The sequence below is a fragment of the Fusicatenibacter saccharivorans genome (genome assembly GCF_015557635.1).
GTDB lineage: Bacteria > Bacillota > Clostridia > Lachnospirales > Lachnospiraceae > Fusicatenibacter > Fusicatenibacter saccharivorans.
In genome coordinates this window covers 1-22,884 of sequence record NZ_JADNOP010000001.1, presented here as the reverse complement: position 1 = coordinate 22,884, position 22,884 = coordinate 1, and the positions used below count along the sequence as shown (strand labels likewise).

The 22,884-nt window shown below is 48.5% G+C and carries 17 protein-coding genes; 5 read left to right on the top strand and 12 right to left on the bottom strand.

The window, feature by feature from the left end; all coding sequences use genetic code 11:
• Window positions 1-3: 3 nt before the first annotated feature.
• The 8 genes from mutL to I2G42_RS00050 all read right to left on the bottom strand — a co-directional run bounded on the left by mutL (window position 4) and on the right by I2G42_RS00050 (window position 11,638).
• Entirely contained in the window at window positions 4-2,040 is a 2,037-nt protein-coding gene (mutL, locus tag I2G42_RS00085; protein ID WP_055228135.1) for a DNA mismatch repair endonuclease MutL, read from the bottom strand.
• 55 nt (window positions 2,041-2,095) lie between these two features.
• Window positions 2,096-4,732 (bottom strand): DNA mismatch repair protein MutS, encoded by a 2,637-nt coding sequence (mutS, locus tag I2G42_RS00080; RefSeq protein ID WP_195530660.1) that lies wholly within the window; start codon window positions 4,730-4,732, stop codon window positions 2,096-2,098.
• A 280-nt stretch (window positions 4,733-5,012) separates the two neighbouring features.
• The gene (locus tag I2G42_RS00075) at window positions 5,013-5,780 is read right to left on the bottom strand and encodes a hypothetical protein (RefSeq protein WP_022461039.1); all 768 of its coding nucleotides are present in this window, start codon (window positions 5,778-5,780) and stop codon (window positions 5,013-5,015) included.
• 18 nt (window positions 5,781-5,798) lie between these two features.
• Window positions 5,799-6,464, bottom strand: coding sequence for a hypothetical protein (locus tag I2G42_RS00070; protein WP_022461040.1), 666 nt, complete (start codon window positions 6,462-6,464; stop codon window positions 5,799-5,801).
• Between the two features lie 22 nt (window positions 6,465-6,486).
• On the bottom strand, window positions 6,487-7,584 hold the full coding sequence (locus tag I2G42_RS00065; RefSeq protein WP_195530599.1) for an LURP-one-related family protein: 1,098 nt from the start codon (window positions 7,582-7,584) through the stop codon (window positions 6,487-6,489).
• Between the two features lie 188 nt (window positions 7,585-7,772).
• A complete protein-coding gene (locus I2G42_RS00060) occupies window positions 7,773-9,407 on the bottom strand; it encodes an ABC transporter ATP-binding protein (protein ID WP_195530598.1) in 1,635 nt (544 codons plus the stop codon).
• Entirely contained in the window at window positions 9,397-11,136 is a 1,740-nt protein-coding gene (locus I2G42_RS00055; RefSeq protein WP_055217815.1) for an ABC transporter ATP-binding protein, read from the bottom strand. Before I2G42_RS00055 ends, I2G42_RS00060 begins: the two co-directional genes overlap by 11 nt.
• Window positions 11,126-11,638 (bottom strand): MarR family winged helix-turn-helix transcriptional regulator, encoded by a 513-nt coding sequence (locus tag I2G42_RS00050; RefSeq protein ID WP_022461532.1) that lies wholly within the window; start codon window positions 11,636-11,638, stop codon window positions 11,126-11,128. Before I2G42_RS00050 ends, I2G42_RS00055 begins: the two co-directional genes overlap by 11 nt.
• Before the next feature lie 190 nt (window positions 11,639-11,828).
• Here I2G42_RS00050 and I2G42_RS00045 point away from each other — a divergent pair, with 190 nt between their 5' ends.
• Complete coding sequence (locus I2G42_RS00045) at window positions 11,829-13,229, top strand: sodium-dependent transporter (RefSeq protein ID WP_118594444.1); 1,401 nt, start codon at window positions 11,829-11,831, stop codon at window positions 13,227-13,229.
• A 204-nt stretch (window positions 13,230-13,433) separates the two neighbouring features.
• Here the strand turns inward: I2G42_RS00045 and I2G42_RS00040 are convergent, their stop codons facing one another.
• On the bottom strand, window positions 13,434-15,188 hold the full coding sequence (locus tag I2G42_RS00040) for a glycoside hydrolase family 13 protein (protein WP_195530597.1): 1,755 nt from the start codon (window positions 15,186-15,188) through the stop codon (window positions 13,434-13,436).
• 413 nt (window positions 15,189-15,601) lie between these two features.
• On the opposite strand from I2G42_RS00040, the gene I2G42_RS00035 reads away from it, so the two are divergent.
• Complete coding sequence (locus I2G42_RS00035; protein WP_117804963.1) at window positions 15,602-16,603, top strand: LacI family DNA-binding transcriptional regulator; 1,002 nt, start codon at window positions 15,602-15,604, stop codon at window positions 16,601-16,603.
• Here I2G42_RS00035 and I2G42_RS00030 read toward each other — a convergent pair.
• Complete coding sequence (locus I2G42_RS00030; protein ID WP_195530596.1) at window positions 16,598-17,365, bottom strand: GNAT family N-acetyltransferase; 768 nt, start codon at window positions 17,363-17,365, stop codon at window positions 16,598-16,600. The two genes, I2G42_RS00035 and I2G42_RS00030, sit on opposite strands and share 6 nt — an antisense overlap.
• A 124-nt stretch (window positions 17,366-17,489) precedes the next feature.
• A complete protein-coding gene (gene pdxR / locus I2G42_RS00025) occupies window positions 17,490-18,905 on the bottom strand; it encodes a MocR-like pyridoxine biosynthesis transcription factor PdxR (protein WP_195530595.1) in 1,416 nt (471 codons plus the stop codon).
• Between the two features lie 144 nt (window positions 18,906-19,049).
• Here pdxR and pdxS point away from each other — a divergent pair, with 144 nt between their 5' ends.
• Window positions 19,050-19,931 (top strand): pyridoxal 5'-phosphate synthase lyase subunit PdxS, encoded by an 882-nt coding sequence (pdxS, locus tag I2G42_RS00020; RefSeq protein ID WP_055266047.1) that lies wholly within the window; start codon window positions 19,050-19,052, stop codon window positions 19,929-19,931.
• A complete protein-coding gene (gene pdxT / locus I2G42_RS00015) occupies window positions 19,931-20,503 on the top strand; it encodes a pyridoxal 5'-phosphate synthase glutaminase subunit PdxT (RefSeq protein WP_055228123.1) in 573 nt (190 codons plus the stop codon). The genes pdxS and pdxT overlap by 1 nt, the downstream gene beginning before the upstream one ends.
• A 151-nt stretch (window positions 20,504-20,654) precedes the next feature.
• Here pdxT and I2G42_RS00010 read toward each other — a convergent pair whose 3' ends face one another.
• Window positions 20,655-21,779, bottom strand: coding sequence for a DUF362 domain-containing protein (locus I2G42_RS00010; protein WP_195530594.1), 1,125 nt, complete (start codon window positions 21,777-21,779; stop codon window positions 20,655-20,657).
• Window positions 21,780-21,959: 180 nt separating this feature from the next.
• Here I2G42_RS00010 and I2G42_RS00005 point away from each other — a divergent pair, with 180 nt between their 5' ends.
• A complete protein-coding gene (locus I2G42_RS00005) occupies window positions 21,960-22,640 on the top strand; it encodes an HAD family hydrolase (RefSeq protein WP_055228121.1) in 681 nt (226 codons plus the stop codon).
• The last annotated feature ends 244 nt before the right edge of the window (window positions 22,641-22,884 follow it).

The following is a 22,884-nucleotide window of genomic DNA, read 5'->3' as shown; positions in this document are numbered from 1 at the left end:
CACCTACACAATTCTCTTAAATTTCTTTTCCAGTTCCCGTTTCGAGAGGGAAATGATCGTCGGCCGGCCGTGCGGGCAGTGATACGGATCTTCGAGCGCCAAAAGCTCGGCAATGAGCTGCTCCGCCTCTGCATAGGAAAGATGATTGTTGCCCTTTACGGCGGCCTTGCACGACATCGTCGCCAGACGGTCTTTTAAAATCTCCAGCGGCTTTTCGCGGACCTCCTCAAGATTGTCGAGAATCTCGACAAACAGCTCCTCCGTCGCAATACCGTACAGGTTGTGCGGCACGGCGTTGATCGCATAGTCTTTTCCGCCGAACGGGGAAATTTCGTAGCCGAAGGACTGGAAAACGTCCATGTAACGGGTCACAAGATCCGCTTCCTGCGGCGTTAAGGAGACGATCAGCGGAGGACTCACCATCTGGGAGGTGACGTTCTTTTCCCGGTAATTTTTCATCATCCGCTCGAACAGTACCTTTTCGTGCGCGGCATGCTGATCGATGATGTAGAGATTCTCGCCGTACTGAATCAGCCAGTACGTATCGAAAACCTGGCCGATGATGCGGTGCGATTTCTCTGCCTCCGGGGTAAGAAACTGCTCATCAAAGAGCTGCATCTGGCCTTCTGGCTCAGGCGAAGCAGATGCAGATGCAGATGAGGATTCTTCCGGCATGGAAGATACCGTTGGAGCTGCATCTGGCTCCTGCTGATGCTGTATTGCGTCCGCGTTTGAGAGGTCTGCCGTCTTTGGCACGTTTCCTGCACCCGGCTCAAACAGTTCTTCCTCTTCCCGCGTCATTCCCGTCATCTGCTGAACCGGCACATACGTTTTCGCTGCGCGGTATCCATTTCGTTCCACCTCCGGGAAAATTGGCATTCTTCTGCTCTGGCTGGAAACCGGCTCCACCGGAAGGGACTGCCGTGCAAAGCCTTCTTTTACCTGCCGTTTCTGCTCGAACGGTTCCGGAACAACAATCTGTTCTTTCCGTGCCGCTTTTTCCTCTGCTTTCCGTTCCCTGTCGGAAGAAAGCGAAACCTTCACAATCTGCTCCCTGTGATTCAGCGCATCCGAGATCATATCACGCATCTGGCGGTAAATCTCCTCCTGATGGGAAAAACGAAGCTCCATCTTCGTCGGATGCACATTGACATCCACCGCCTCTCCATCCATCTGGACATAGAACAGCGTAAACGGATATTTATGCTGCATCATCGATGTCTGATATCCGTCCTCAATCGCACGGGCGAGCAGCTTGCTCCGCACATACCGTCCATTCACGTAATAATTTTCAAAATTCCGGTTTCCCCTCGAGATCACCGGTTTTCCAATAAAACCATCAATCGTCATCAGCGGGCTTTCCGAGTGAATCTCGATCAGCTCCCGCGCGATGTCGCGGCCGTAAATATTATAGACCAGTTCTTTTAAATTCCGGTTGCCGCTTGTATGAAGCTTCACCTGCGAATTGACCATGTATTTAAACGAAATGCCCGGATGGGACAGAGCGAGCTGCTCCACCACAGAAGTCACCGCATTCGCCTCCGTAACCGGCGTTTTTAAGAATTTCTGACGAGCCGGCGTGTTGTAAAAAAGATTCCGGACCAGAAAGGTTGTTCCGGTCGGGGCACCGACCTCCTCATTGGCCTTCTCCGCGCCGCCCTCAATCACATACCGCGTTCCCGTCAGCGCATCCGGCGTTTTCGTAATCATCTCGATCTGCGCAACCGCCGAGATACTCGAGAGCGCCTCGCCGCGGAAGCCAAGAGATGCAATCTGCACGAGTTCTTCCACGGAACGGATCTTGCTCGTCGCGTGGCGCAGAAAAGCGAGCGGCACCTGTTCGGCCGGAATGCCGCTTCCATTGTCCGTGATCCGCACCAGCGAGATACCGCCGTCGCGGATTTCCACGGTGATCGCCGTCGCACCGGCGTCCATTGCATTTTCCACCAGCTCCTTTACCACGGAAGCCGGCCGTTCCACGACCTCACCGGCCGCAATTTTATCGATCGTATTCTGATCCAGTACTGCTATGGTAGCCATGTTGTTCCTTTCTGTTTCGGATTGATTCTAACTTATGTTCTGATCCAGTATTCCCCTATTTCCAGCGGTTTTTCACCTTTCCCTGGAAACGGTACAGGGTATTTAAAGCATCCATCGGTGTCATATTCGAGATATCAAGCTCCGAGAGCTCTTTGATGATATCATCGTCCTGCACCGTATCGAACAGCGACATCTGTGCCATATCGACCTCGTCGTAGTGAACCGGCTTTGCCTTCGGTTTCTTCTGCATGGTCAGATCCTTGACCGCAGCAGTGATATCGGCATCGCTCAGCTGCTCCACCAGCTCCTGCGCCCGGGAGAGCACTGACTCCGGCACTCCCGCAAGACGCGCTACCTGGATACCGTAGCTCTTATCTGCGCCGCCCTGTACAATTTTACGCAGGAATACGATATCGTCGCCCTTTTCCTTGACGGCAATACAGTAGTTGTGCACGCCCGGAAGCTTTCCTTCAAGCTCAGTCAGCTCATGGTAATGCGTAGCGAACAGTGTCTTTGCGCCGAGCAGCTTCGGATTCGCCACATGCTCAATCACCGCCCAGGCGATCGAAAGACCGTCGAACGTACTCGTTCCTCTTCCGATCTCATCGAGAATCAGCAGACTGTTCGAGGTTGCATTCCGAAGAATATTTGCCACCTCCGTCATCTCAACCATAAACGTACTCTGGCCGCTTGCCAGGTCATCGGATGCGCCGACACGGGTAAAGATCCGGTCCACAATACCGATGTTTGCCTTCGAAGCCGGAACAAACGAACCGATCTGTGCCATCAGCACAATGAGGGCCGTCTGGCGCATATACGTCGATTTACCTGCCATGTTCGGTCCGGTGATGACGGAAACGCGGTGGTCACCGTTGTCAAGCAGGGTATCGTTTGCGATAAACATATCGTTTGGAATCATCTTCTCGACCACTGGGTGACGGCCGTCCTTGATATCAATCTTTCCGCGGCTGTTCAGCTTCGGACGCACATAGTGGTTGTGCTCGGCAACGTAGGAAAGCGATGCATACACATCGAGCCGTGCCAGAGCCTGCGCCGTGCGCTGAATCCGCTCCGCCTCACCGGCAACCGTATCGCGCACCGTACAGAAAAGATCGTATTCCAGCGCATACAGTTTATCCTCCGCACCGAGAATCGTATCCTCGAGTTCCTTCAGACGCGGGGTAATGTAGCGCTCCGCATTCGTCAACGTCTGTTTTCTCGTATAGTAATCCGGGACAAGATCTTTAAACGAGTTCGTGACCTCCAGATAATAGCCGAATACCTTGTTGTATTTGACCTTCATATTTTTGATGCCGGTTTTCTCGCGCTCGCTTGCCTCCAGCTCACTCAGCCACTGTTTTCCCTCGGTCTTGGCGTGACGGTAATTATCGACCGTCTCGTTATAGCCGTCCTTGATCATACCGCCGTCGCGCATCAGATACGGCGGATCATCGACGATTGCCGCATCGACAAGCTGATAGAGGTCTTCCAGCGGATCGAGATCCTCCTGAATCTGCGCCAAAGCGTCACCGTCAAACGAGTTTAAGAGCTGCTTGATGTAAGGCAGCATCTGCAGCGACGATTTAAAGGCGATCAGGTCACGCGGATTCGCGGACTGGTAGCTGATTCTTCCGACGAGACGCTCGAGGTCATAAACCGGACGGAGGTATTCACGGATTTCCTCGCGGATCATCGCCTGCCCCGTTAGAGCCTCTACAGCATCGAGTCTTGCATTGATTTCATCCTCGTCGATCAATGGCTGCTCCACGTAGCTTCGCAGAAGACGCGCGCCCATCGCCGTGCGGGTTTTGTCGAGAACCCAGAGGAGGGAGCCGCGTTTCTGCTTCTCCCGCAGCGTTTCCACCAATTCCAGATTCCGGCGGCTGGAGCTGTCGATCAGCATATATTTGTCTGTCACATACGGTGTAATCGAATTCATGTGAGACAGATCCGATTTCTGTGTCTCGTGCAGATACTGGAACAGCGCACCGGCTGCAATTGTTCCGCAGTTGTAATCGGCGATGCCAAGGCCTTCCATCGTAGTAGCATGGAACTGTTCCTGCAGCGTACGGCGGCAGATATCATCGTCGAAATACCAGTCTTCCAATGCATTCACGCAGATATGAAGGCGGGTTCGAAGATCCTCCACATCGATCCCGCAGAGCAGGAACGACTGATTGCAGATGATTTCCGCCGGCATAAACTTCGTGATCTCATCCACAAGGCGGCGCGGCTTGTCCATTTCCGTGACGAGGCACTGGCCGGTCGAGATATCTGCCGTAGAGATACCGAAGCATCCCTCCATGCAGACGATCGACATGATGTAGTTGTTCTTCGTCTCATCAAGTCCCTGCGGGATCAGCGTCGTACCCGGTGTGACAACGCGGATGACTTCGCGCTTTACCATGCCCTTTGCCTGTTTCGGGTCCTCCATCTGCTCGCAGATCGCAACCTTATGGCCGTTCTCTACAAGACGGTTGATATACCCTTCTGCAGCGTGATACGGGATACCGCACATCGGAGCGCGATCCTCCATGCCGCAGTCCTTTCCGGTCAGCGTAAGCTCAAGTTCTTTGGATACCAGGGTGGCATCCTCGAAGAACATTTCGTAGAAATCACCTAAGCGGTAAAACAAAATGGTATTAGCCGGGTCAGTCAAGCCCGTCTTCGTCTGGCAATAATGTACCATCATAGGCGAAAGTTTCTCACACTGATCCAGCGCATCCTGTGCTGTCACAGGCCGCGTGGACATCAATGCCGGCGCTTTTACCGCTGTGTTTTTTGTTTCTGTATCATTCATTTGTATTTCATACCTTTTCTCAAGAATAAATATAAGAAGTATAACAAACGTCATACCTGCACAATTTTAGCATGAAACCAGAAATTGTGCAAGATTCACAAGCGTATAAAATGCCCCCTTCCTGTCAGTGGTTTTTTCTCAAAACCAGCCGTCCAGGAAGCGAGCATTCCCTTTAATTTTTCTTTTTTTGTCTCCATTTTGAGAAAGACGAACCAATCAACAGGATCAGCACAAAAACAACGGCAACCGTTTCATAAATCTGCACGCCGGTGTTGACAGGATTGTCGTCAATTGAGCGGTAATCGCGCTCCAGACGCCACAGCATCGCCATCCGGTCCATGAAATCAATCTGCCGCGTGCCGTCCGTCTCGGTCTTAAAGACGGCACAGTAAAGATTCGTGTACCACTGGTCAAGAAGACTGACCCCTGATCGCCCGATCTTTCCGCTGCCGATCTCCTCGTCATTTTCATCATACAGAATCCTGCCGCTTCTCGAACTCTGGTAATCGAGCGGCGTTTCATCTACATCAAGGAAAATCAGTCTTGTATCTTTTCCATAGGAGGTATCCACATACTGCTCCTGCGCATAGCCAAGACACGTACCGGATGCGTCGTAATAGCCGTACGTCGTGCCGGAGCCTTCTCTGTCATTGATGGGCTCATCCTCCACATAGTCAATCGAAAACCACTCCTCCTCGTTGATATAGACCGTATTCTTCTGAAGATAGCCCGCCACTTTTCCGTCTGCCACAATCTTCGTCTTTCGTTTACTTCCATACAGGTCAAAGTAGATTTCTATGGTTTCTGCCGATGTAAGCGCCTCTTTTGCCTCATCCGCAGTTGCAAACTCAGATTCCGGCACTTTTTCTTTTCCGCAGCCGCCAAGCACCAGAGCGGCGGCAAGAAAAAGACCAGCGGCTGTATATATTCTCTTTTTCAACTGCCTTTTTCCTCCGCCTTACTTGTTATCTTTGTAATACTCATTTGCCTCATCGTACATCATATCGAGCAAGGCGTATTTATCCTGGAAATCCATCACCTGCGTACCGTTATCCTCCAGGTTCACATAGAGATTGCACTGTGAACCGGACCAGTCCATCTCTTTTTTCGCAGAACCGATCACCGTTCCGCCCTCTGTATAAATGGTATGTCCATCCTCTGATGCGTAATATGGTTTTTCGTTCAGATCTGCATCGAGAAAAATAATGTAATACGCTTCCGGCATCTGATCCGGTGTCGTCACGCGCTCCTGTGCATAGCCAAGCAGGTTGTTGTCCGGATCATAGAATGCATAGGTAGTAGCGGATTTTGTCATCTTATTGATTTCTTCGTCCGTCACAATTTTCATATGGAACCATTCTTCGCCGGAAATAGAGATCGTCCAGGTCTGATCAAAGAGACCGCTGTTTTTCATATACGCGGCAGCCTTTTCATCCGCATAAATGTTTCCCGAAGCGTCAACGTTATCCAGATCACAGCGCATGCGGACGAACGAAGCCGATGCAAGGGCTTCTTTTGCCACATCCGCGTTTTCATACCCTAACTTTTCTTCTGCCGCCGAGCATCCGCACAGAAGCAGAAGTCCTGCTGTAAAACCCAAAAACAATTTTGTCGTTTTTCTCATAGATTCCCCTCTCTTTCTTTTGTCAGGACCTGTTGGAAAAACCGCCGTCCTTGTCGCGTGCCAGTTCTCTTGCCGCCATCACAGCGAGTGCGGTCAGCTGCGGCAGATATTTTGCATCGTAGACAATCAGAAACGCATTGTCGAACATGATGTTTCCGACGGTAAGATCCATATTGTCGACGATGGCGCCGATCATGGTTCCGTTCAGTTTTACCGAGTAATTGTGGCCAATGGAGCCGGCATATTCCCGGAGTTCCAGTTTTCCCTCCGGCAGTTCCATCGAGAACTGATCCCGTACGAGTGCAAACTGCTTTTTCAACACACCATACGGCTCGCCGTACAGATAAAAGCGGTACGTCGGTAGTGCGTGGAGCAGTTCCTTCGTCATACGGAAGATTTCGGTGTGCATCGCATCGTAGATATAAAATGTTTTCAGCGGCACGGTGCTGTCGATCTCGTAAACCAGGTTTCCGTCTGTATCCTCCAGATCGAAATGCTGGCCCGTCAGGCGGTAATCCTCCGTGAAAGTGTAAATCTGGGACGCTGAAATCTTCTGAAACGGCTGTACCGTTCCAGTTTTGACGAAATGCTCCAGATTCGCTTTTAATTCGCTCTGGAACATCATCAGATCGGAATGGTAGCTTAGATGGTCTGCGAGGTTCTCTGCAACATCTTCATGAATCGGATACACGGGTGTGGTGAGTTTCTTTTTGATAAAGCCTTCGATGAAGGAATATCCCAAATAACCGACATGACCGTCTTTGTTCAGCCAGAAGTAGAGATATTCTCCCTTGGCGTCCGGTCCGAAAACGAGTGCTTTCTGCCGCATCGTGTAGAATTTTGCAAGCCACGCGGAACCGAACGGTGTATCGACGTTCTTGTAAGCCTCATAAAATTCTTCGATTTTCCGCGGCTTCTCCATGGAGATCATGGCAATCATATCCGTCATGGAATTGTAGCTCTCCGGGGTTGCCATGGACCAGATGGCAATGCCGAAAATCAAGACAACCGTGGCGATGGTGAGTGTGATCATCTCTCCGTAGCCGACCGCCATCAGATAGATGCCAAGCAGCGTGACAGCGCCGCCTGCGATGCGTAATTTCCATTTTCTCTTTTTCAACTGAATACCGCCTCCTCTCTTTTCGTTACTTTTATTGTACTTGCTCCCCTTTTTTATGTCAATTGAAACTCGCTCCTCCGCTCTATTTTGTTCTGCCTAGCGGGACAAAGAAAGCGTGTCGGCGCATCTTTTTTTGTCAGAATGCATCCGGCACGCTTTGTTTCAAAAATTTAATGAACGAAAAGAAATTATGAAATTGGAATCACGCGTCCCGTTTCTGCCATAGTTCGGTGGGAAATGGAAATTACGGTACGGTTTTTGGAAACTCTTTGCAATGCATTTAATACCATTTTTTCCGTCTCTGCATCAAGGTTTGCGGTAATCTCATCGAGGAGCAGAATTTCAGGCTCCGCTGCGGCTGCACGTGCAATCGAGAGAAGCTGCCACTGACCCTGTGAGAAGAGATCCTGTGTGCAGATCGTATCATATTGGTACGGAAGCGCCTCGATGGTCTTTGCAAGTCCGGTCAGTTCTGCTGCTCTTTTTACATCCGCATTCGAAATCTTCGAATCATACAGTGTAATCTGGTCTTTTACCGACCCCGGCACCATATGGAACGACTGCTCCACATAGCCGAAAACCTTTCGTTTCTTCGCATCCGTCAGATCGACAGATGGAACGCCCCAAATCAGAACCTTTCCTTTCTGTGGCTCATATAAACCGAGCAGCAGTTTGAAAATGGTACTCTTTCCGGCACCTGTTCGTCCCGAAAGTGTTACCCGCTCGCCTTTTTTGATCTGCAGACTCACATCGTTTAAGATGACCTGGCTTTCGTCATATCCAAACGTCACATTTTTTAACTCAGCCGCCATGCCGTAATCTGTATTTGCAGTCAGCGCAGCCGGCCCTTTCTTCTCTTTCAGGCTGTAAAATTCATTGATTCTTTCCATACCGGCAAACGCAGACTGAATTGTCTGGATTTCCATACCAAGGCTTTCGACCGGAGTAAAGATCTGGGAAATATAGTTTATAACAGCAACGGCGGTTCCGGCGGACATGCCGAACAGCTTTAAAACGGTCGGATTTTCGGAGGCCGAAAGCAGCATGACAACAGCAACAACAATGGCATTTAAAATCAGAATAACCGGAGAATAGACGGCATCGTAAAAGTTGGTCTTCTCCATCGCACTGTAGCTGTCATCGATATAGCGCGCATACTGCTGCTCCATATACGTCTCTTTCTGCAGGCAGTGGATGGTCCGAATGTTGTGCAGCGTCTCCGGAACGTGGCCGGAAGCACGGCTGACCGCGCGGCGGTTGGCAATCTGGGATGCCAGCATGTTTTTCTGTACGTAACGGGTAAAGAGGAACAGGACCGGCAGAAGAACAATCAGAACAATCGTAAGTCCGCGGTTTGTCACCCAGATGGCAACAAGAATACTTAAAATCTTGCACGCATCGGCAAACATACTGATGATACCGGAGGTGAACAGATTTTCCACGGTATCGACATCACCGACGAATCTCGATACCAGGGCACCCGGCTCCTGGCGGTTCAGTTCATTGGCAGAAAGGCGTCCGAACTTTTCCATCAGACTGCTCCGGAGTGCATGCGTAATTCTCTGGCCGAATACCGTCAGAAGACTCTCCCTTGCGGATTCGAGAAAACCAGTCAGGGCGAGCAGTCCGAAATACAGCAGAATTCCGCCCGTCCAGAGGGTGTGATTCTTGGTGAGCCGGTCAATCAGCTGTGCCAGAATAAGCGGCGGGAGCAGTGCGAAAATAACGGCACCGCAGACGGCTGCAAAAAGTCCGGCGGACAAAACACCGTGTTTTCGGACCGTCTCTTTGATGACCTGCAATACAGATTCTTTATTTTTCATCGTTACTGCCTCCCTTCGTCTGATCACGGCAGAGTTCTGCGTAGGACGGAACCTCTGCGAGGAGCTCCTCATGTGTGCCGACTTTCGTATGTCCCTCATCCATCCAGATCACCTGATCCATCTGATCGAACAGATAGAGACGATGAGAAATCAGAATGACAATGGAATCTCGTGCCAGCTCTTTTACGTTTGCAAAAATCTGTGCTTCCGTCTTTTTATCGAGTGCCGAGAATGGATCATCGAGAACCAGAACCGGCCGTTTGTGATACAACGTTCTCGCAAGGGCAAGGCGCTGCGCCTGGCCGCCTGAGAGACGGACACCGCTTGTTCCGACCAGGGTATGAATGCCGTCCTCCATTGCTTTTGTCTCTTCTTCGAAGCAGACAATCCGAATTATTTCCTCCGCGCCCTGTTTTCCGCCGAGGCGGATATTGTCTTCCACACTTCCATGAAACAGCTCCGGATCGTGGCCGAGATAACCGATGATGCAGTTCCGGTCTGTTTTTTCCATTTTTCCAAGCTCTTTTCCGCCGAAAGTGATGCTTCCCTCATACGGTGATTCGCAGAGGAAGGTCTTTCCAAGCGTTGATTTTCCGCATGCAACCGGTCCCGTCACACCAATGATCTGGCCCGGAGCTGCTTCAAACGACAGATCATGGATGATCTCTTTTCCGTTCGGATAGGCAAAATGCAGATGATCGACCGAAAGCTTTGCAGGCGCTGCGGCCGGAAGCTCTGGTTCTGCTTCGGAATTCTGCAAGAGCGGCTTGATTCGTTTCCAGGAAACCTGTGCTTTATGTACCGCGTTGAACAGCTTTGCCGCACTCGATGATTTAGTAGCAAGCTTTGTATAGCAGGACAGGAACGTCGTAAATACGGCGATAGTCCACGGTGTCCAGCCCTCATGAAGAACATTTCTGCCTCCGAAGTACAGGATAAACAGAATGCTCGCCATCGAGATGATCCGGTAAATCGGCGGCATTGCTGTGTTCCAGATATTGGCACGGACAGCAGCATTCTCGTAAGCGGAAAGGTTTTTCTCATATGCAGCTTTTCGGTCTTCCTCGCAGCCAAAGACACGATAGGTGATCGCGTTTGCCGCACGGTCCAGGGTTGCGGCACTTAATGCACCCGACTGCACCTTATAGGCGGCACCTGTTTTCTGTACAATGACCTTCATCTTTTCCGCAATCACGTAGGAAACCGGCGGGAAAATCATACAGAGAAGGGCCAGCTTCCAGTCGTACCAGAGCAGCATGCACGCATAGGCGAGAAGAGCAACACCGGTATCAAAGATTTCCGTTGTAAATTTCCGCATTCCTTCTACGCAATCGTCTACGTCGAGAATGGCCTTCGTCAGTACATTTCCGGTACCTTCCGCTTCCAGCTCCAAGCGGCTTTTGCGAACCAGCGTTCCGTAAAGAATCTGCTTCATATGCCGGTTGACGTTGTTGGCAAATCTTCTGACATAGAACCGTTTGAAATAGCGGGAAACCTGCACAATGCCAATACTCACGACATAGGCCGTGACCAGCATCAGCATCTGGTGGAAGGTTCCTGTGCCACCCAGGAGATCAACCAGCTTTCCTGTCATTTTTCCCTCAAACCAGGGGCCTGCAAGAAGTCCCAGATTATAGATGAGACCGGAAACCGTAACAAAAAAGAGAATTTTCCATTCTTCCTGAAAGTAAGAGAGCACCCGGTTCGGGCGAAAGGTTTCATCCTTCATCGCTGCTGCCTCCTTCTGCTGTTGCTTTTATTGTTTTATCTGCTTTTTCACTTAAAATTTTTGAAAGTTCCGCAAAATGATTCTGCCGTTCTCTCTTCGATTTCCAGTACAGCTTGTCCAGTGTTTCGCAGAAGCTTTCTGCCTCCTTTTCCGGAAGCTCCAAAAGCAGCCATTCATAAAAAACCGTTTCAATTTCTGCTTTGGAATTTTTCAAAGTTTCTGCTTTTTCCGTAGCATACAGAAGCTGGCTTCTGCCGTCCCACGGATTCGGTTTCCGGATCAGATATCCCTTTGCCTCAAGGCTTGCAGCGCGTCTTGCAGCGGCTCCTTTATCAATCTTTAACTGTTCGCGCACTTCCGTCTGCGTGATGCCCGGATGATGGCGCACCAGATGGATAAAGTCAAATTCTGCTGTGCCGATGCCCTCTTCTTTCATTGCCTGAACCGTAAATTTCCCGGCTTCCCGCGCTATTTTTGTTATTTTCCGTTCTGTTGGATCCATTTTTCTGTTCCTCCTGTCCATTCTCAATCTGTTTCAAATAGATGCATATACAACTAATTAGATGATAGTACAACTAATCGAAATTGTCAATCTATAGATCTTCTGGTTGACGAAGTATCGTCCGAACTTTATAATAGAAGTATTCGGCTGTTAAAAACAGTCAGTCTATCAATAAGGAGATGTATCTTATATGGAAAAGAAACATACGCGCGGCAGCTTTACCGGATCGATCGGCTTCGTGCTTGCTGCCGCAGGAAGCGCGGTTGGACTGGGAAATATCTGGCGTTTCCCTTATCTTGCCGCAAAAGACGGAGGCGGAACCTTTATTTTAGTTTATATCGTACTGGCTCTGACCTTTGGATTTACGCTGCTGACAACTGATATTGCCATCGGCAGAAAAACGGGACAAAGTCCGCTTGTCGCTTATGGAAAAATTCACCCGGGCTGGAACGGCCTTGGCCTTCTCGCCAGTATCGTGCCGGTTGTCATTCTGCCTTACTACTGCTCCATTGGCGGCTGGGTATTAAAATACCTGTCTGTGTTTCTCACCGGACATGGCACTGCTGCTGCCGAGGATGGTTACTTTACCGGCTATATTACCGGTACATGGCAGCCGATTGTGTGGTTGGGAATCTATCTTTTTCTTACCGCATTCGTTGTATATCGTGGTGTCAATAAGGGAATTGAAAACTACAGCAAAATTCTGATGCCGATCCTTCTGATTTTAATCATCGGAATTTCTGTTTTTTCGCTGACACTGACCCATACCGATGCAGACGGTGTCGTCCGTACGGGACTGCAGGGTATGAAAATTTATCTTGTTCCAAATTTTAAAGGAATGACGCCGCAGAAATTTTTCACCGTCTTTGTCGACGCACTCGGACAGCTTTTCTTTTCGATCAGTGTAGCGATGGGTATTATGGTTGCCTATGGTTCCTACGTAAAAAAAGAAACAAACCTGATGAAATCGATCAACCAGATCGAAATTTTCGACACCATTGTTGCGCTGCTCGCCGGTTTGATGATCGTTCCTGCCGTATTTACCTTTATGGGGACAGAGGGTATGTCTGCCGGCCCTGGTCTGATGTTTGTCTCCCTGCCGAAGGTCTTTCAGTCCATGGGAGCAGCAGGCGGCGTAATCGGAACCATTTTCTTTCTTATGGTCTCCTTTGCAGCCATTACATCTTCCGTATCGGTCATGGAATCCATTGTTTCCTGTATGATCGACAAATTTCACATCAGCAGAAAGAAGAGCACTGTGATTGTAACGGTTTATGCGTGTCTCGTCGGTATCATCGTATGCCTCGGCTACAATGCGCTTTATTTTGAACTGAAGCTTCCAAATGGCGCAACGGCTCAGATCCTGGATGTCATGGATTTTATCAGCAATAACCTTCTGATGCCGCTTGTCGCACTTCTCTCCTGTATTCTGATCGGATGGGTTGTAAAGCCGCAGGTCATCATCGATGAGGTGACGCTGGGAGGATATAAGTTCGGTCGAAAGAGACTGTATATCGTCATGGTGAAGTTTATTGCACCCGTGCTCCTTGCCGCACTGCTGCTGCAGTCGTTCGGTATTTTAAACGTCTGATCACTGTGATACCAGATTGCTATGTGCTTTGCACTCACGCAATCTTCAAAAACATTCGTAATCCGCTCATTTTCCTTCGAAAAATGGCTCCTTACTTATGTTTTTGGCGAGTCAAGAGATCAAAAAAGCATGTTTTCCGGTGGCTTTTCCAGAAAACATGCTTTTTTTGTGCCTGTCTGCACATATTTCTAACAGGTGAAACCCTTACATCCTGCGAATTAACGTTCCATTTACACCAAGTATCTCTCCGTCAAATTCCCGGGCGAAAAGTACTTCCCCGTCTCCTTTTACTTTTATCTCCTCATCTGATGCGTTGAGCAGAACTTCGATTTTATTTCCCTCTTCGTCTAGTTTAATATACTCTACACACCGATCATTTTCATAGCCATTCGGAAAATGGAAATGCAGGCTTCTGCACACTTTTTCATTTCTTCGAAGCATGATCAGTTTCCGCATCGTTGCAATTTTTTTCTGATTCTCTTCGCTTTCAATTTCACTCCAAGGCATACATCTTCTGCAGTCCGGATCATGAGCGCCTTCCATTGCGATCTCCGTTCCATAATAAATACAGGGGCTTCCCGGAAGCGTAAAAAGGATTGCAAGCTGCTGGTAGAACTTGTCCAGATCGTGAAAACGGTTCATCAGCCTCTCGGTATCGTGGGAATCCAGGAGATTAAAAAGTACATCGTTATTCTGCTGCATATACATGGTATAGCAACGGTTTACCATATATTCAAATTCTTCTTTTTTCATTGTTTTATCAAGAAAGAAATCATGGATTCCGCTCAGCAGCGGGTAGTTCATGACAGAATCATATTCATCTCCCTGCAGCCACTGGCTTGCATCATGCCAGATTTCCCCCAGAAGATAAATATCCGGCTTTATCGTTTTTAAATGCTCCCTTATCCGCTTTAAGAACCTGTGCGACACTTCGTTTCCTACATCGAAACGAATTCCGTCGATATCAAACTCCCGTACCCAGTCCTCACAGATTTTACAGAAATACTGTATCACCTCTTCGTTGTTTGTATTCAGCTTTGGCATCCCGTCTGTAAATGCAAAGGAATAGAACCGTCGGTCTCTGGTGTCTCCCCTTTTTTGAACCTGTTCCCAGTCCTCTACCATAAACCAGTCCGCATAACGAGACTCTTTTCCATGCTCCAGGATATCTATCCACGGCACAAATTTTCTTCCACTATGATTAAACACTGCATCTACCATAATGCGGATTCCTTTTTCATGTGCTTCTTTGCAAAGCGCTTTCATTGTATCCGCATCGCCAAAAGACGGATCTATTTTTGTATAATCGGTCGTGTCATATTTGTGGTTGGACTCTGCTTTCATGATCGGATTCAGATAAATACCGGTAATCCCAAGTTCCTGCAGATACGATAATCTCTGACGGATCCCTTCCAGGTTTCCTCCGAATTTTTCTTCGTTTGTTACGGTTCCGTGATTTCTCCAGGGCGTGATATCATCTCCGTTTTTTTCCGGTGTCCCGTTGCAGAACCGATCCGGGAAAATCTGATACCAGATCGTTTCGTTTACCCATGCCGGTGTGCGATTGATATCTGCCGGGTTCATCCAGGGTACAATAAAGCACTGCTGCATACGGCCATCCATCCGGAGCTGTTCTTCTGTCAGGAAACCATCTTCAAAATAATACCAGACTTCCTTTTCCGTCCGCAGCTCGAAATAATATTTGCATCTTTTGTATTCCGGAAGAAGCGTTGTTGTCCACCAGATCTGATAAGGCAGACGTTTTTTATATATCATTTCCTCTCTTTTTCCGATCCACTTTTCTTTTCCGCCCAAAATTCCGGCTTCATAAGGATCTCCGTAATGGATAAAAACCTGTTTTACATCATATCCTGTCTTGATATTGACAATCAGTCTGTCCTCATCCAGGGCATAACTCATCTGTTCTGAAGTTTTATGGTATACACCGCTAAATTCCATCTCATTTTCCTCCCGCATAGCTCTAAAGCTGTTTTTTGCATCCTTGTAAGAAACACGATCACTTTTTGTTTCGTATTGTTTCGTAACTTTACTATAAGCCTTTTTTATTTCTTCGTCAATCAATTTCCATTTTTCCCTGCGCTTTCGTAAAATTCAGATAATTTTCAGGATGATTTTTGTGCAGGATGCTTTCTTTTTTCGAAACTTAGCGAAACATTTCTTTTTCACGGTATGGATTGCTTTTTATCTTATGTTTTTATATAATGATACGGGGGCAAAAGGTTTTTTGACCCCTTTGATACCAGATTGCTACGTGCTTTGCACTCCCGCAATCTTCATATAATAGCGTTAAAAGAACTCCATCATGATAGCTGGGAGTTTACATTTTTTGTTTTGTGAAAGGATTGCCGATTATGACTACCATTCAGGATATTGCTGATAAAATGGGAGTTTCCAAGAGCACGGTATCCAAAGCGCTCAATGACGCGCCTGATATCAGCGATGCTTTACGGAAACAGGTTTTGGAAACTGCCGTAGCTCTGGGTTATACGAAGCTGCGGCGTTATAAGAAACCAACGAAAAAAGTCTGTATTATAATAGAAAAAGAAAATATGCGGTATCAGGAACCGCATCATTTTGCCTATGATATCCTGGTGGGTTTTCGTCAGATGGCAGAACCTGCCGGATTTGATGTTGAAATTGTACCCGTTGATATTAAGACCCAAAGAAACCAGCATTATGATGTTTTTATGCTGGAGCATGATTATATAGGAGCTTTTGTGGTCGGCTTTTCCCTGAGCGATCCCTGGATTCAAGACTTTAAAATCAGCCGCACACCGGCTGTTCTTTTCGACAACTATATAGTAGGGAATCCTTCCACCGCTTATGTAGGTATTGATAATGAGGAGGGAATGGAGCTTGCCGTCTCTTATCTTGCCGGACTTGGACACCGGAAGATCGCCTATCTGAGCAGCTCCCTCGGTGCCCGGGTTCTCCAGGCACGCCATGCTGCCTTTCTCCGTTCCATGCACCAGCATGGACTGAAGACTTCTCCTGCTGCGATCGGCTGTTCTTATTATCTGTCAGAATGTATGGAAAAGCATCTTCCCCGTTTTCTGGAGAACGGAATCACTGCTATTATTTGCAACCAGGATACCCTTGCTAGTGCAACGCTCACGCAATGTCAGCAGCTGGGATTCCAAATTCCTGATGATATCAGCATTATCGGATTTGATGATCTGCCGATTGCTGCTTGTACGTCACCGCCCCTTACAACCATCAGACAAGATCGGCTGGAGCTCGGAAAAAGTGGATTTTTTGCATTGTCAAGTCTTCTCAATCACATCCCAATCAGTACGTATTTGTTGCATGCACAGCTGATTCAGCGGGAATCGACAGGGAAGGTTCCTTCATAAATTCATCTCATCAACAATATTTGCCGGTTTTGCAGTCATTTCTACCCATGCCGGTATAAAACCGCTTTTGACAGCGTTTCTTACAGATCTGACATTAGACCAGGCGGTACAGTAAAAAGGTACTTTTCCCCTGTTTATGATCTCTTTTGTAAGTCTGCTTGTCAGTGCAGAGGCAATCCCCTGTCGTCTGTATTCCGGCAAGACATCCACACCGATCTGCCACATATCGTCGCAATCGGCAGAACAGGCGGCAAGTCCCACCAGCGTACTTCCATCATATGCGCCGACGCCAAGTACATCCAGATTCTTCCGATCTTCGCAAAGCGCATTGCTCCATTCCGGTCGATACAAATCCGCAAAATCTTCCTGTGTCAATACTCGTGTCTCATAGGCGCAGGAAAGAGTCGGTATCCGGCTGATGTCCGGCAGATAGTATTCTGCCATGAAACATATTTTGTGACCTTTTTCAGCTAAACGTTCATTCAGCCAATGCATGTTTGGTGTCTCAAAACAGTGGTAAAATTCGAATTTGTCTACATACGCAGATACCAGATCCATCGTCTCCGGTATGGAAGCCGCCATGATATTATTTCCATAGGAAACCAGATTGCAGGTAATAGGCTCTTTCAAATATTTGCGGGCCTTCTTTCCTAATTTTATGGGAACAACAACATTTTTGTCCGCCTTGAAATCTTCCACGCGGCATCCCATATCTTCCGCAGACTGCCTCATGGCAATCTCCATCATTTCACGATTCGTCATATGCTTTTCTCCATTCTATCAGTTCAGTAACTTGGGGATGCGCAGACATGTCCATTTTGGAAACAGTGTCTATCATTCTCTGCATCCGGCCACCCAATCCTTCCGATTCTTTTCGTTTCGCAGATCATCTGCCAGGTATCTGCAGAATATGAAGCAGCACTCCCGCTGCCCGCTCCATTGCTGCCGGATCAATGGAGGAATAATTCATGACATACGTATTTTCCTGCTTTGCCGCCTCCGCTGTGTCTGCGTAATAGCCGGAGAGCGGCTTCAATTTCACGCCACGGGATTTCGCCTGCGACACAATCGCCTCTTCTTTCAAATTTGTGCAAAGATGCATCAGGAAATGGACGCCGGCTTCTTCCTCTTCGATGGTTACGTAATCACCGAGCGGCTTCTTTTCAAGCGCCTGCAAAATCAGATCTCGTTTGTTCTGATAATAGTTCCGCAGCCGGTTGATATGTTTTTCGAAACTGCCGTTCTCAATAAACTCTGCCAGTGTGTACTGCTCAAAGTTGGAAACGGTACACGAATAAAACGACAGCTCGCGGTAAAATTTCTCTGCCAGTGTCTGCGGCAGCACCATATAGCTGATCCGTACCGTAGAAGCAAGTGTTTTTGTAAACGTATTCATATAGATGACCTTATCCGATACATCGATGCTCTGCAGCGTTGGAAACGGCTTTCCGCCGAGACGCAGCTCACTGTCATAATCGTCCTCAATGATATAGTGATGATCTGATTTTGCCGCCCAGCCGAGCAGTTCATAACGGCGGCTGACCGGCATGACTGTCCCGGTTGGAAAGTGATGGGACGGGGATGTATGAATAATATCAACCGATCTTTTTTCCAGCTCCTGCACCGAAACACCGTCCTGGTCGAGCGGCACTGGCTCGTACCGCACCTTCATACTCTCATAAATCCGCGCAATTTTGTGATACCCGGGATCCTCTACTCCATAAACAAGATCGTTCCCAAGAAGCTGAATCAGAAGGTTATGCAGATACTCCGTTCCTGCGCCGACAATAATCTGCTCCGGCAGCACCTGCATTCCACGAAACTCTCGCAGATATTTTGCAATCGCACTGCGCAGCTTTAAAATCCCGGCGCACGGGGAATTGATCATGAGCTGGATCCGGTTGTCATTCAGGACAGCACGCACCGTCCGCGTCCAGATTGTAAACGGAAAAATCTCGCTGTCCGTCTGGTTACTGGAAAAATCCGCAAAATAGGAAGTCTCCCCGTTTGCCACCTGCAGGATCTCTTTTGGCACCGCATCCCGCATGGAATCCTCAATTTCCAGATCAGCTGCATAAAATCCGCGCTTTGGCATGGAATACAGATAGCCTTCCGCAACAAGCTGCGCATAGGCATTCTCGACGGTAATGACGCTGATACCCAGATTTTTCGCGAACGTCCGTTTCGACGGCAGCTTCTCTCCAGGGCGGATATTTCCCAGCAATATGTCATTTTTGATACATTTATATAAATATTCATACAGGGAATCTGACCCTATATTCGCAAAATTATACGTCAGCATCCGACCGTTCTCCTCTCATCTGACCTTACTGAATATATTTGTTTTGGCAATTTTTTTATAGTCACTTTACCAGTATACTGTGAGACAGAGCAAAAGTAAAGCCAAAACAGGAACTAAAATTTATCAGACACGGAGGAACTTATTATGACAGCAGCGAATGAGAGATACAAACTGAACAAAGAACTGGCACAGATGTTAAAGGGTGGCGTGATCATGGACGTTACCACTCCGGAGCAGGCGCATATTGCCGAGGAAGCTGGTGCCTGTGCCGTTATGGCACTGGAGCGGATTCCGGCAGACATCCGTGCAGCCGGCGGCGTTTCCCGTATGAGTGATCCGAAGATGATCCGCGGCATTCAGGAAGCCGTTTCTATCCCGGTTATGGCAAAATGCCGTATTGGGCACTTTGTAGAGGCGCAGGTACTCGAAGCCATCGAAATCGACTACATTGATGAGAGTGAGGTTCTCTCTCCGGCAGATGATGTTTACCATATCAACAAACGAAGCTTCAAAGTACCGTTTGTCTGCGGTGCAAAGGATCTCGGTGAGGCACTCCGCCGGATCAATGAGGGCGCATCCATGATCCGTACCAAAGGTGAACCGGGAACCGGCGATATCGTACAGGCCGTCCGCCATATGAGAAAAATGAACAGCGAAATCCAGAAACTGACCTCGATGCGTGAGGATGAGCTGTTTGAGGCAGCCAAGGTCCTGCAGGTTCCGTACGACCTTGTTCAGTATGTTCATGACAACGGCCGTCTCCCGGTTGTCAACTTTGCAGCCGGCGGTGTGGCAACTCCTGCCGATGCAGCACTGATGATGCAGCTTGGAGCAGAGGGTGTTTTTGTTGGTTCCGGTATTTTCAAATCCGGCAACCCGGCAAAACGTGCGGCTTCCATCGTAAAAGCCGTTACCAACTACACCGATGCGAAACTGATCGCAGAACTCTCCGCTGATCTCGGCGAGGCTATGGTCGGCATCAACGAGCAGGAAATCGCTTTACTGATGGCAGAAAGAGGAAAATAATGAAAATTGGAGTGCTTGCACTGCAGGGTGCGTTTGCAGAACATGAAAAAGTATTAGAGCAGCTTGGCGCCGAATGCATCGAACTGCGTCAGGACCGTGATCTTTCTGAGCCTTATGATGCACTTGTACTGCCGGGTGGCGAGAGTACCGTTCAGGGAAAGCTTTTAAAAGAGCTTGGCATGTTCGATACGATCAAAAGCCAGATTCAAAACGGCATGCCGGTCCTCGCAACCTGTGCCGGTGCAATTCTTCTGGCAGAAACGATCGACGGACAGATTAAGGGACAGCCGGAGCAGTATTTCGGTACGATCCCGATGTGCATCAGGCGGAACGCCTACGGCCGTCAGTTAGGCAGCTTCCACACAGAAGCACAGGTTGCAGGCATCGGAACAGTGCCGATGACGTTTATCCGTGCGCCGTATATCGCATCTGTGGGGGACGGCGTGGAAGTGCTCGCGGTTGTGGAAGAGCGGATCGTCGGTGTAAAACACAAAAACCAGATGGCCTTCTCCTTCCACCCGGAACTCGACCCGGATGTGCGGATTCATAAGGCGTTTTTGAAGATGATATAAGACGGATAAAACAATAGCAGACTCAAAAAGCAATGCAAAAATCTGATCGTAAAAAGCTCCAGTTTCTCTTTGAAGCTGGAGCTTTCTCATTGTGTTTCGCTGCTGTTTCGCCGCACAGGAGTGTGACGCAGCGCTTTTTCTGTTTGAGAAACTATTTGATTCGTTTCAGTTCATACTGTCTCGTACCAAGGCCGATCTTTTCCGCCTGATCAAGGGTTGCCTCCCATTCAATATTCGGGTTGGAATCTTTAAAATGATCGTGGTGGCAGTGCCATCCCGGCTGTGCAAGGTGCTCGCCAAGCTGACTGTTTTCAATCGGAGTTGCCTTCAGGCAGGCATCGGCACACGCCTGGTCAAGAGCAACCGGGTCGAAGCTTGCAAACATTCCGATATCCGGCAGGATCGGAGCATCGTTCTCCCCATGACAGTCACAGTTCGGGCTGATATCCTGTACCAGCGAGATATGGAAGCACGGACGTCCATAGCAGACAGCCTGCGCATACTCCGCCATTTTCCGGTCGAGAAGCTCGTTTGCACTGCTGTTTGGATTGTAAACCGCATCAAAACTGCAGGCACCGATGCAGCGGCCGCAGCCTTTGCATTTATCATAGTCAATGACTGCTTTTTTATCTACATAAGAAATCGCATCGCTTCCGCATTCTTTTGCACAGCGGTGGCAGCCACGACAGACATCCGTATTGATCGCCGGTTTTCCACTGGCATGCTGCTGCATCTTTCCGGCGCGGCTTCCGCATCCCATACCGATATTTTTCAGTGCACCGCCAAAGCCCGTTGCCTCATGGCCTTTGAAATGGCTCAAGCTGATAAAGATATCTGCGTCCATGATCGCATGGCCAATCAATGCTGTTTTGCAGTATTCTCCGTTGACAACCGGAACTTCTACTTCATCGGTTCCGCGCAGACCGTCTCCGATGATAATCTGACAACCGGTCGTAATGGTATTAAATCCATTCAGATTTGCGCAGTCAAGATGTTCCAGCGCATTCTTTCTGCTGCCTGGATACAGCGTATTGCAGTCTGTCAGAAACGGAAGACCGCCCTGCTCTTTGCAGAGATCGGCAACCACTTTCGCATAATTCGGGCGAAGAAACGCCATGTTTCCTAGTTCGCCGAAATGCATTTTGATTGCGACGAATTTCCCTTCCATATCAATATCTTTGATGCCGGCAGCGATACAGAGTTTTTTCAGCTTGTCAAGCTGACTCGTTCCAACCGGACATCGAAAGTCGGTAAAATAAACCGTTGACTTTTCCATTTTGTCATTCCTCCTGATTTGTCGTTTTTTGACAGCATATCACTTCAAGCCAGGTTGAAGTCAAGTATAATTTGTGGTCTTCTGTTTGTCTCATGGACTTGTCTTTTTTCGGGATTTTTCGTATACTGAACATAGTATTTAAGCAACTGAAAATACAGAAGTGCTTTGGAGGTCATGTTTATGATAAAGGCAGTATTATTCGATATGGATGGTATCCTGTTTGACACCGAGATTATAATGAAAGAGGGCTGGCAAAAAGCTGCCCGGGAGCTGAATTTTACGCTCACGGAGGAACATCTCTCACAGATGCGCGGCAGTGCGCTTCCGCGGAGCAGAAAGCTGTTTGAGGAGTGGTTTCACGGACAGGTGACATACGATGAAGGACGCGCAATCCGCACGGCGTATCTAAACGATTATATTCGACGCAACGGTGTCCCGGAAAAACCAGGGCTTCATGAGTTTCTTTCCTGGCTCAAAGAGCATTCGATCAAAGTTGCCGTTGCTACTTCTACAACGCGGCGCGTTGCGGAAGACTATTGGAAACAGTCTGGCATTGACCAGTATATCGATGCTTCAGTCTGCGGGGATGAGGTAATCAACAGCAAGCCGGATCCGGAAATTTTCTTAAAAGCAGCGTCTCTTCTGAAAGTTCCGATTGCTGCATGCATAGTAGCCGAAGACAGCATCAATGGTCTGAAGGCCGCGCGTGCAGCTGGTGCCATCTCCTGCATGATCCCGGATCTGACACCGTATACAAAAGAGCTTTTTCCATTTTGTGATTATGTGAGTCCTTCTCTTTTGGCCTGTAAAGAAATTCTGCTGCAGACTCCAGAAGCGGACAAACTGAAAAGCTGGAAGTAAAAAATCATACATAAAGTGAACCTCACATGACTAAAGTCACGTGCTTCAGACCGCTTTAGGCGGCAGACAAAATATCGGCGGATACGCCTGTTTCTTAGATCTTGCGCGGATACGCGCTTCTTCCATGCCGGATACGGCAGGTTTCCACATAACAGGTAATCCACTGCATATCTGCCTGTGTTTATGCTGCTTTTTGCAGTTCCATTTCTGAAATTAAGTCTCTCAAATCCGCATAAACACATGA

Bases quoted from the DNA above. Each gene is read 5' to 3' on its own strand.
- I2G42_RS00070 (WP_022461040.1), bottom strand. From the start codon at position 6,464: ATGAGAAAAACGACAAAATTGTTTTTGGGTTTTACAGCAGGACTTCTG.
- mutS (WP_195530660.1), bottom strand. From the start codon at position 4,732: ATGATGGTACATTATTGCCAGACGAAGACGGGCTTGACTGACCCGGCT.
- pdxR (WP_195530595.1), bottom strand. From the start codon at position 18,905: ATGCTGACGTATAATTTTGCGAATATAGGGTCAGATTCCCTGTATGAA.
- I2G42_RS00030 (WP_195530596.1), bottom strand. From the start codon at position 17,365: ATGACGAATCGTGAAATGATGGAGATTGCCATGAGGCAGTCTGCGGAA.
- pdxT (WP_055228123.1), top strand. From the start codon at position 19,931: ATGAAAATTGGAGTGCTTGCACTGCAGGGTGCGTTTGCAGAACATGAA.
- I2G42_RS00005 (WP_055228121.1), top strand. From the start codon at position 21,960: ATGATAAAGGCAGTATTATTCGATATGGATGGTATCCTGTTTGACACC.
- pdxS (WP_055266047.1), top strand. From the start codon at position 19,050: ATGACAGCAGCGAATGAGAGATACAAACTGAACAAAGAACTGGCACAG.
- I2G42_RS00010 (WP_195530594.1), bottom strand. From the start codon at position 21,779: ATGGAAAAGTCAACGGTTTATTTTACCGACTTTCGATGTCCGGTTGGA.
- I2G42_RS00035 (WP_117804963.1), top strand. From the start codon at position 15,602: ATGACTACCATTCAGGATATTGCTGATAAAATGGGAGTTTCCAAGAGC.
- I2G42_RS00045 (WP_118594444.1), top strand. From the start codon at position 11,829: ATGGAAAAGAAACATACGCGCGGCAGCTTTACCGGATCGATCGGCTTC.
- I2G42_RS00055 (WP_055217815.1), bottom strand. From the start codon at position 11,136: ATGAAGGATGAAACCTTTCGCCCGAACCGGGTGCTCTCTTACTTTCAG.
- I2G42_RS00060 (WP_195530598.1), bottom strand. From the start codon at position 9,407: ATGAAAAATAAAGAATCTGTATTGCAGGTCATCAAAGAGACGGTCCGA.
- mutL (WP_055228135.1), bottom strand. From the start codon at position 2,040: ATGGCTACCATAGCAGTACTGGATCAGAATACGATCGATAAAATTGCG.
- I2G42_RS00040 (WP_195530597.1), bottom strand. From the start codon at position 15,188: ATGGAATTTAGCGGTGTATACCATAAAACTTCAGAACAGATGAGTTAT.
- I2G42_RS00050 (WP_022461532.1), bottom strand. From the start codon at position 11,638: ATGGATCCAACAGAACGGAAAATAACAAAAATAGCGCGGGAAGCCGGG.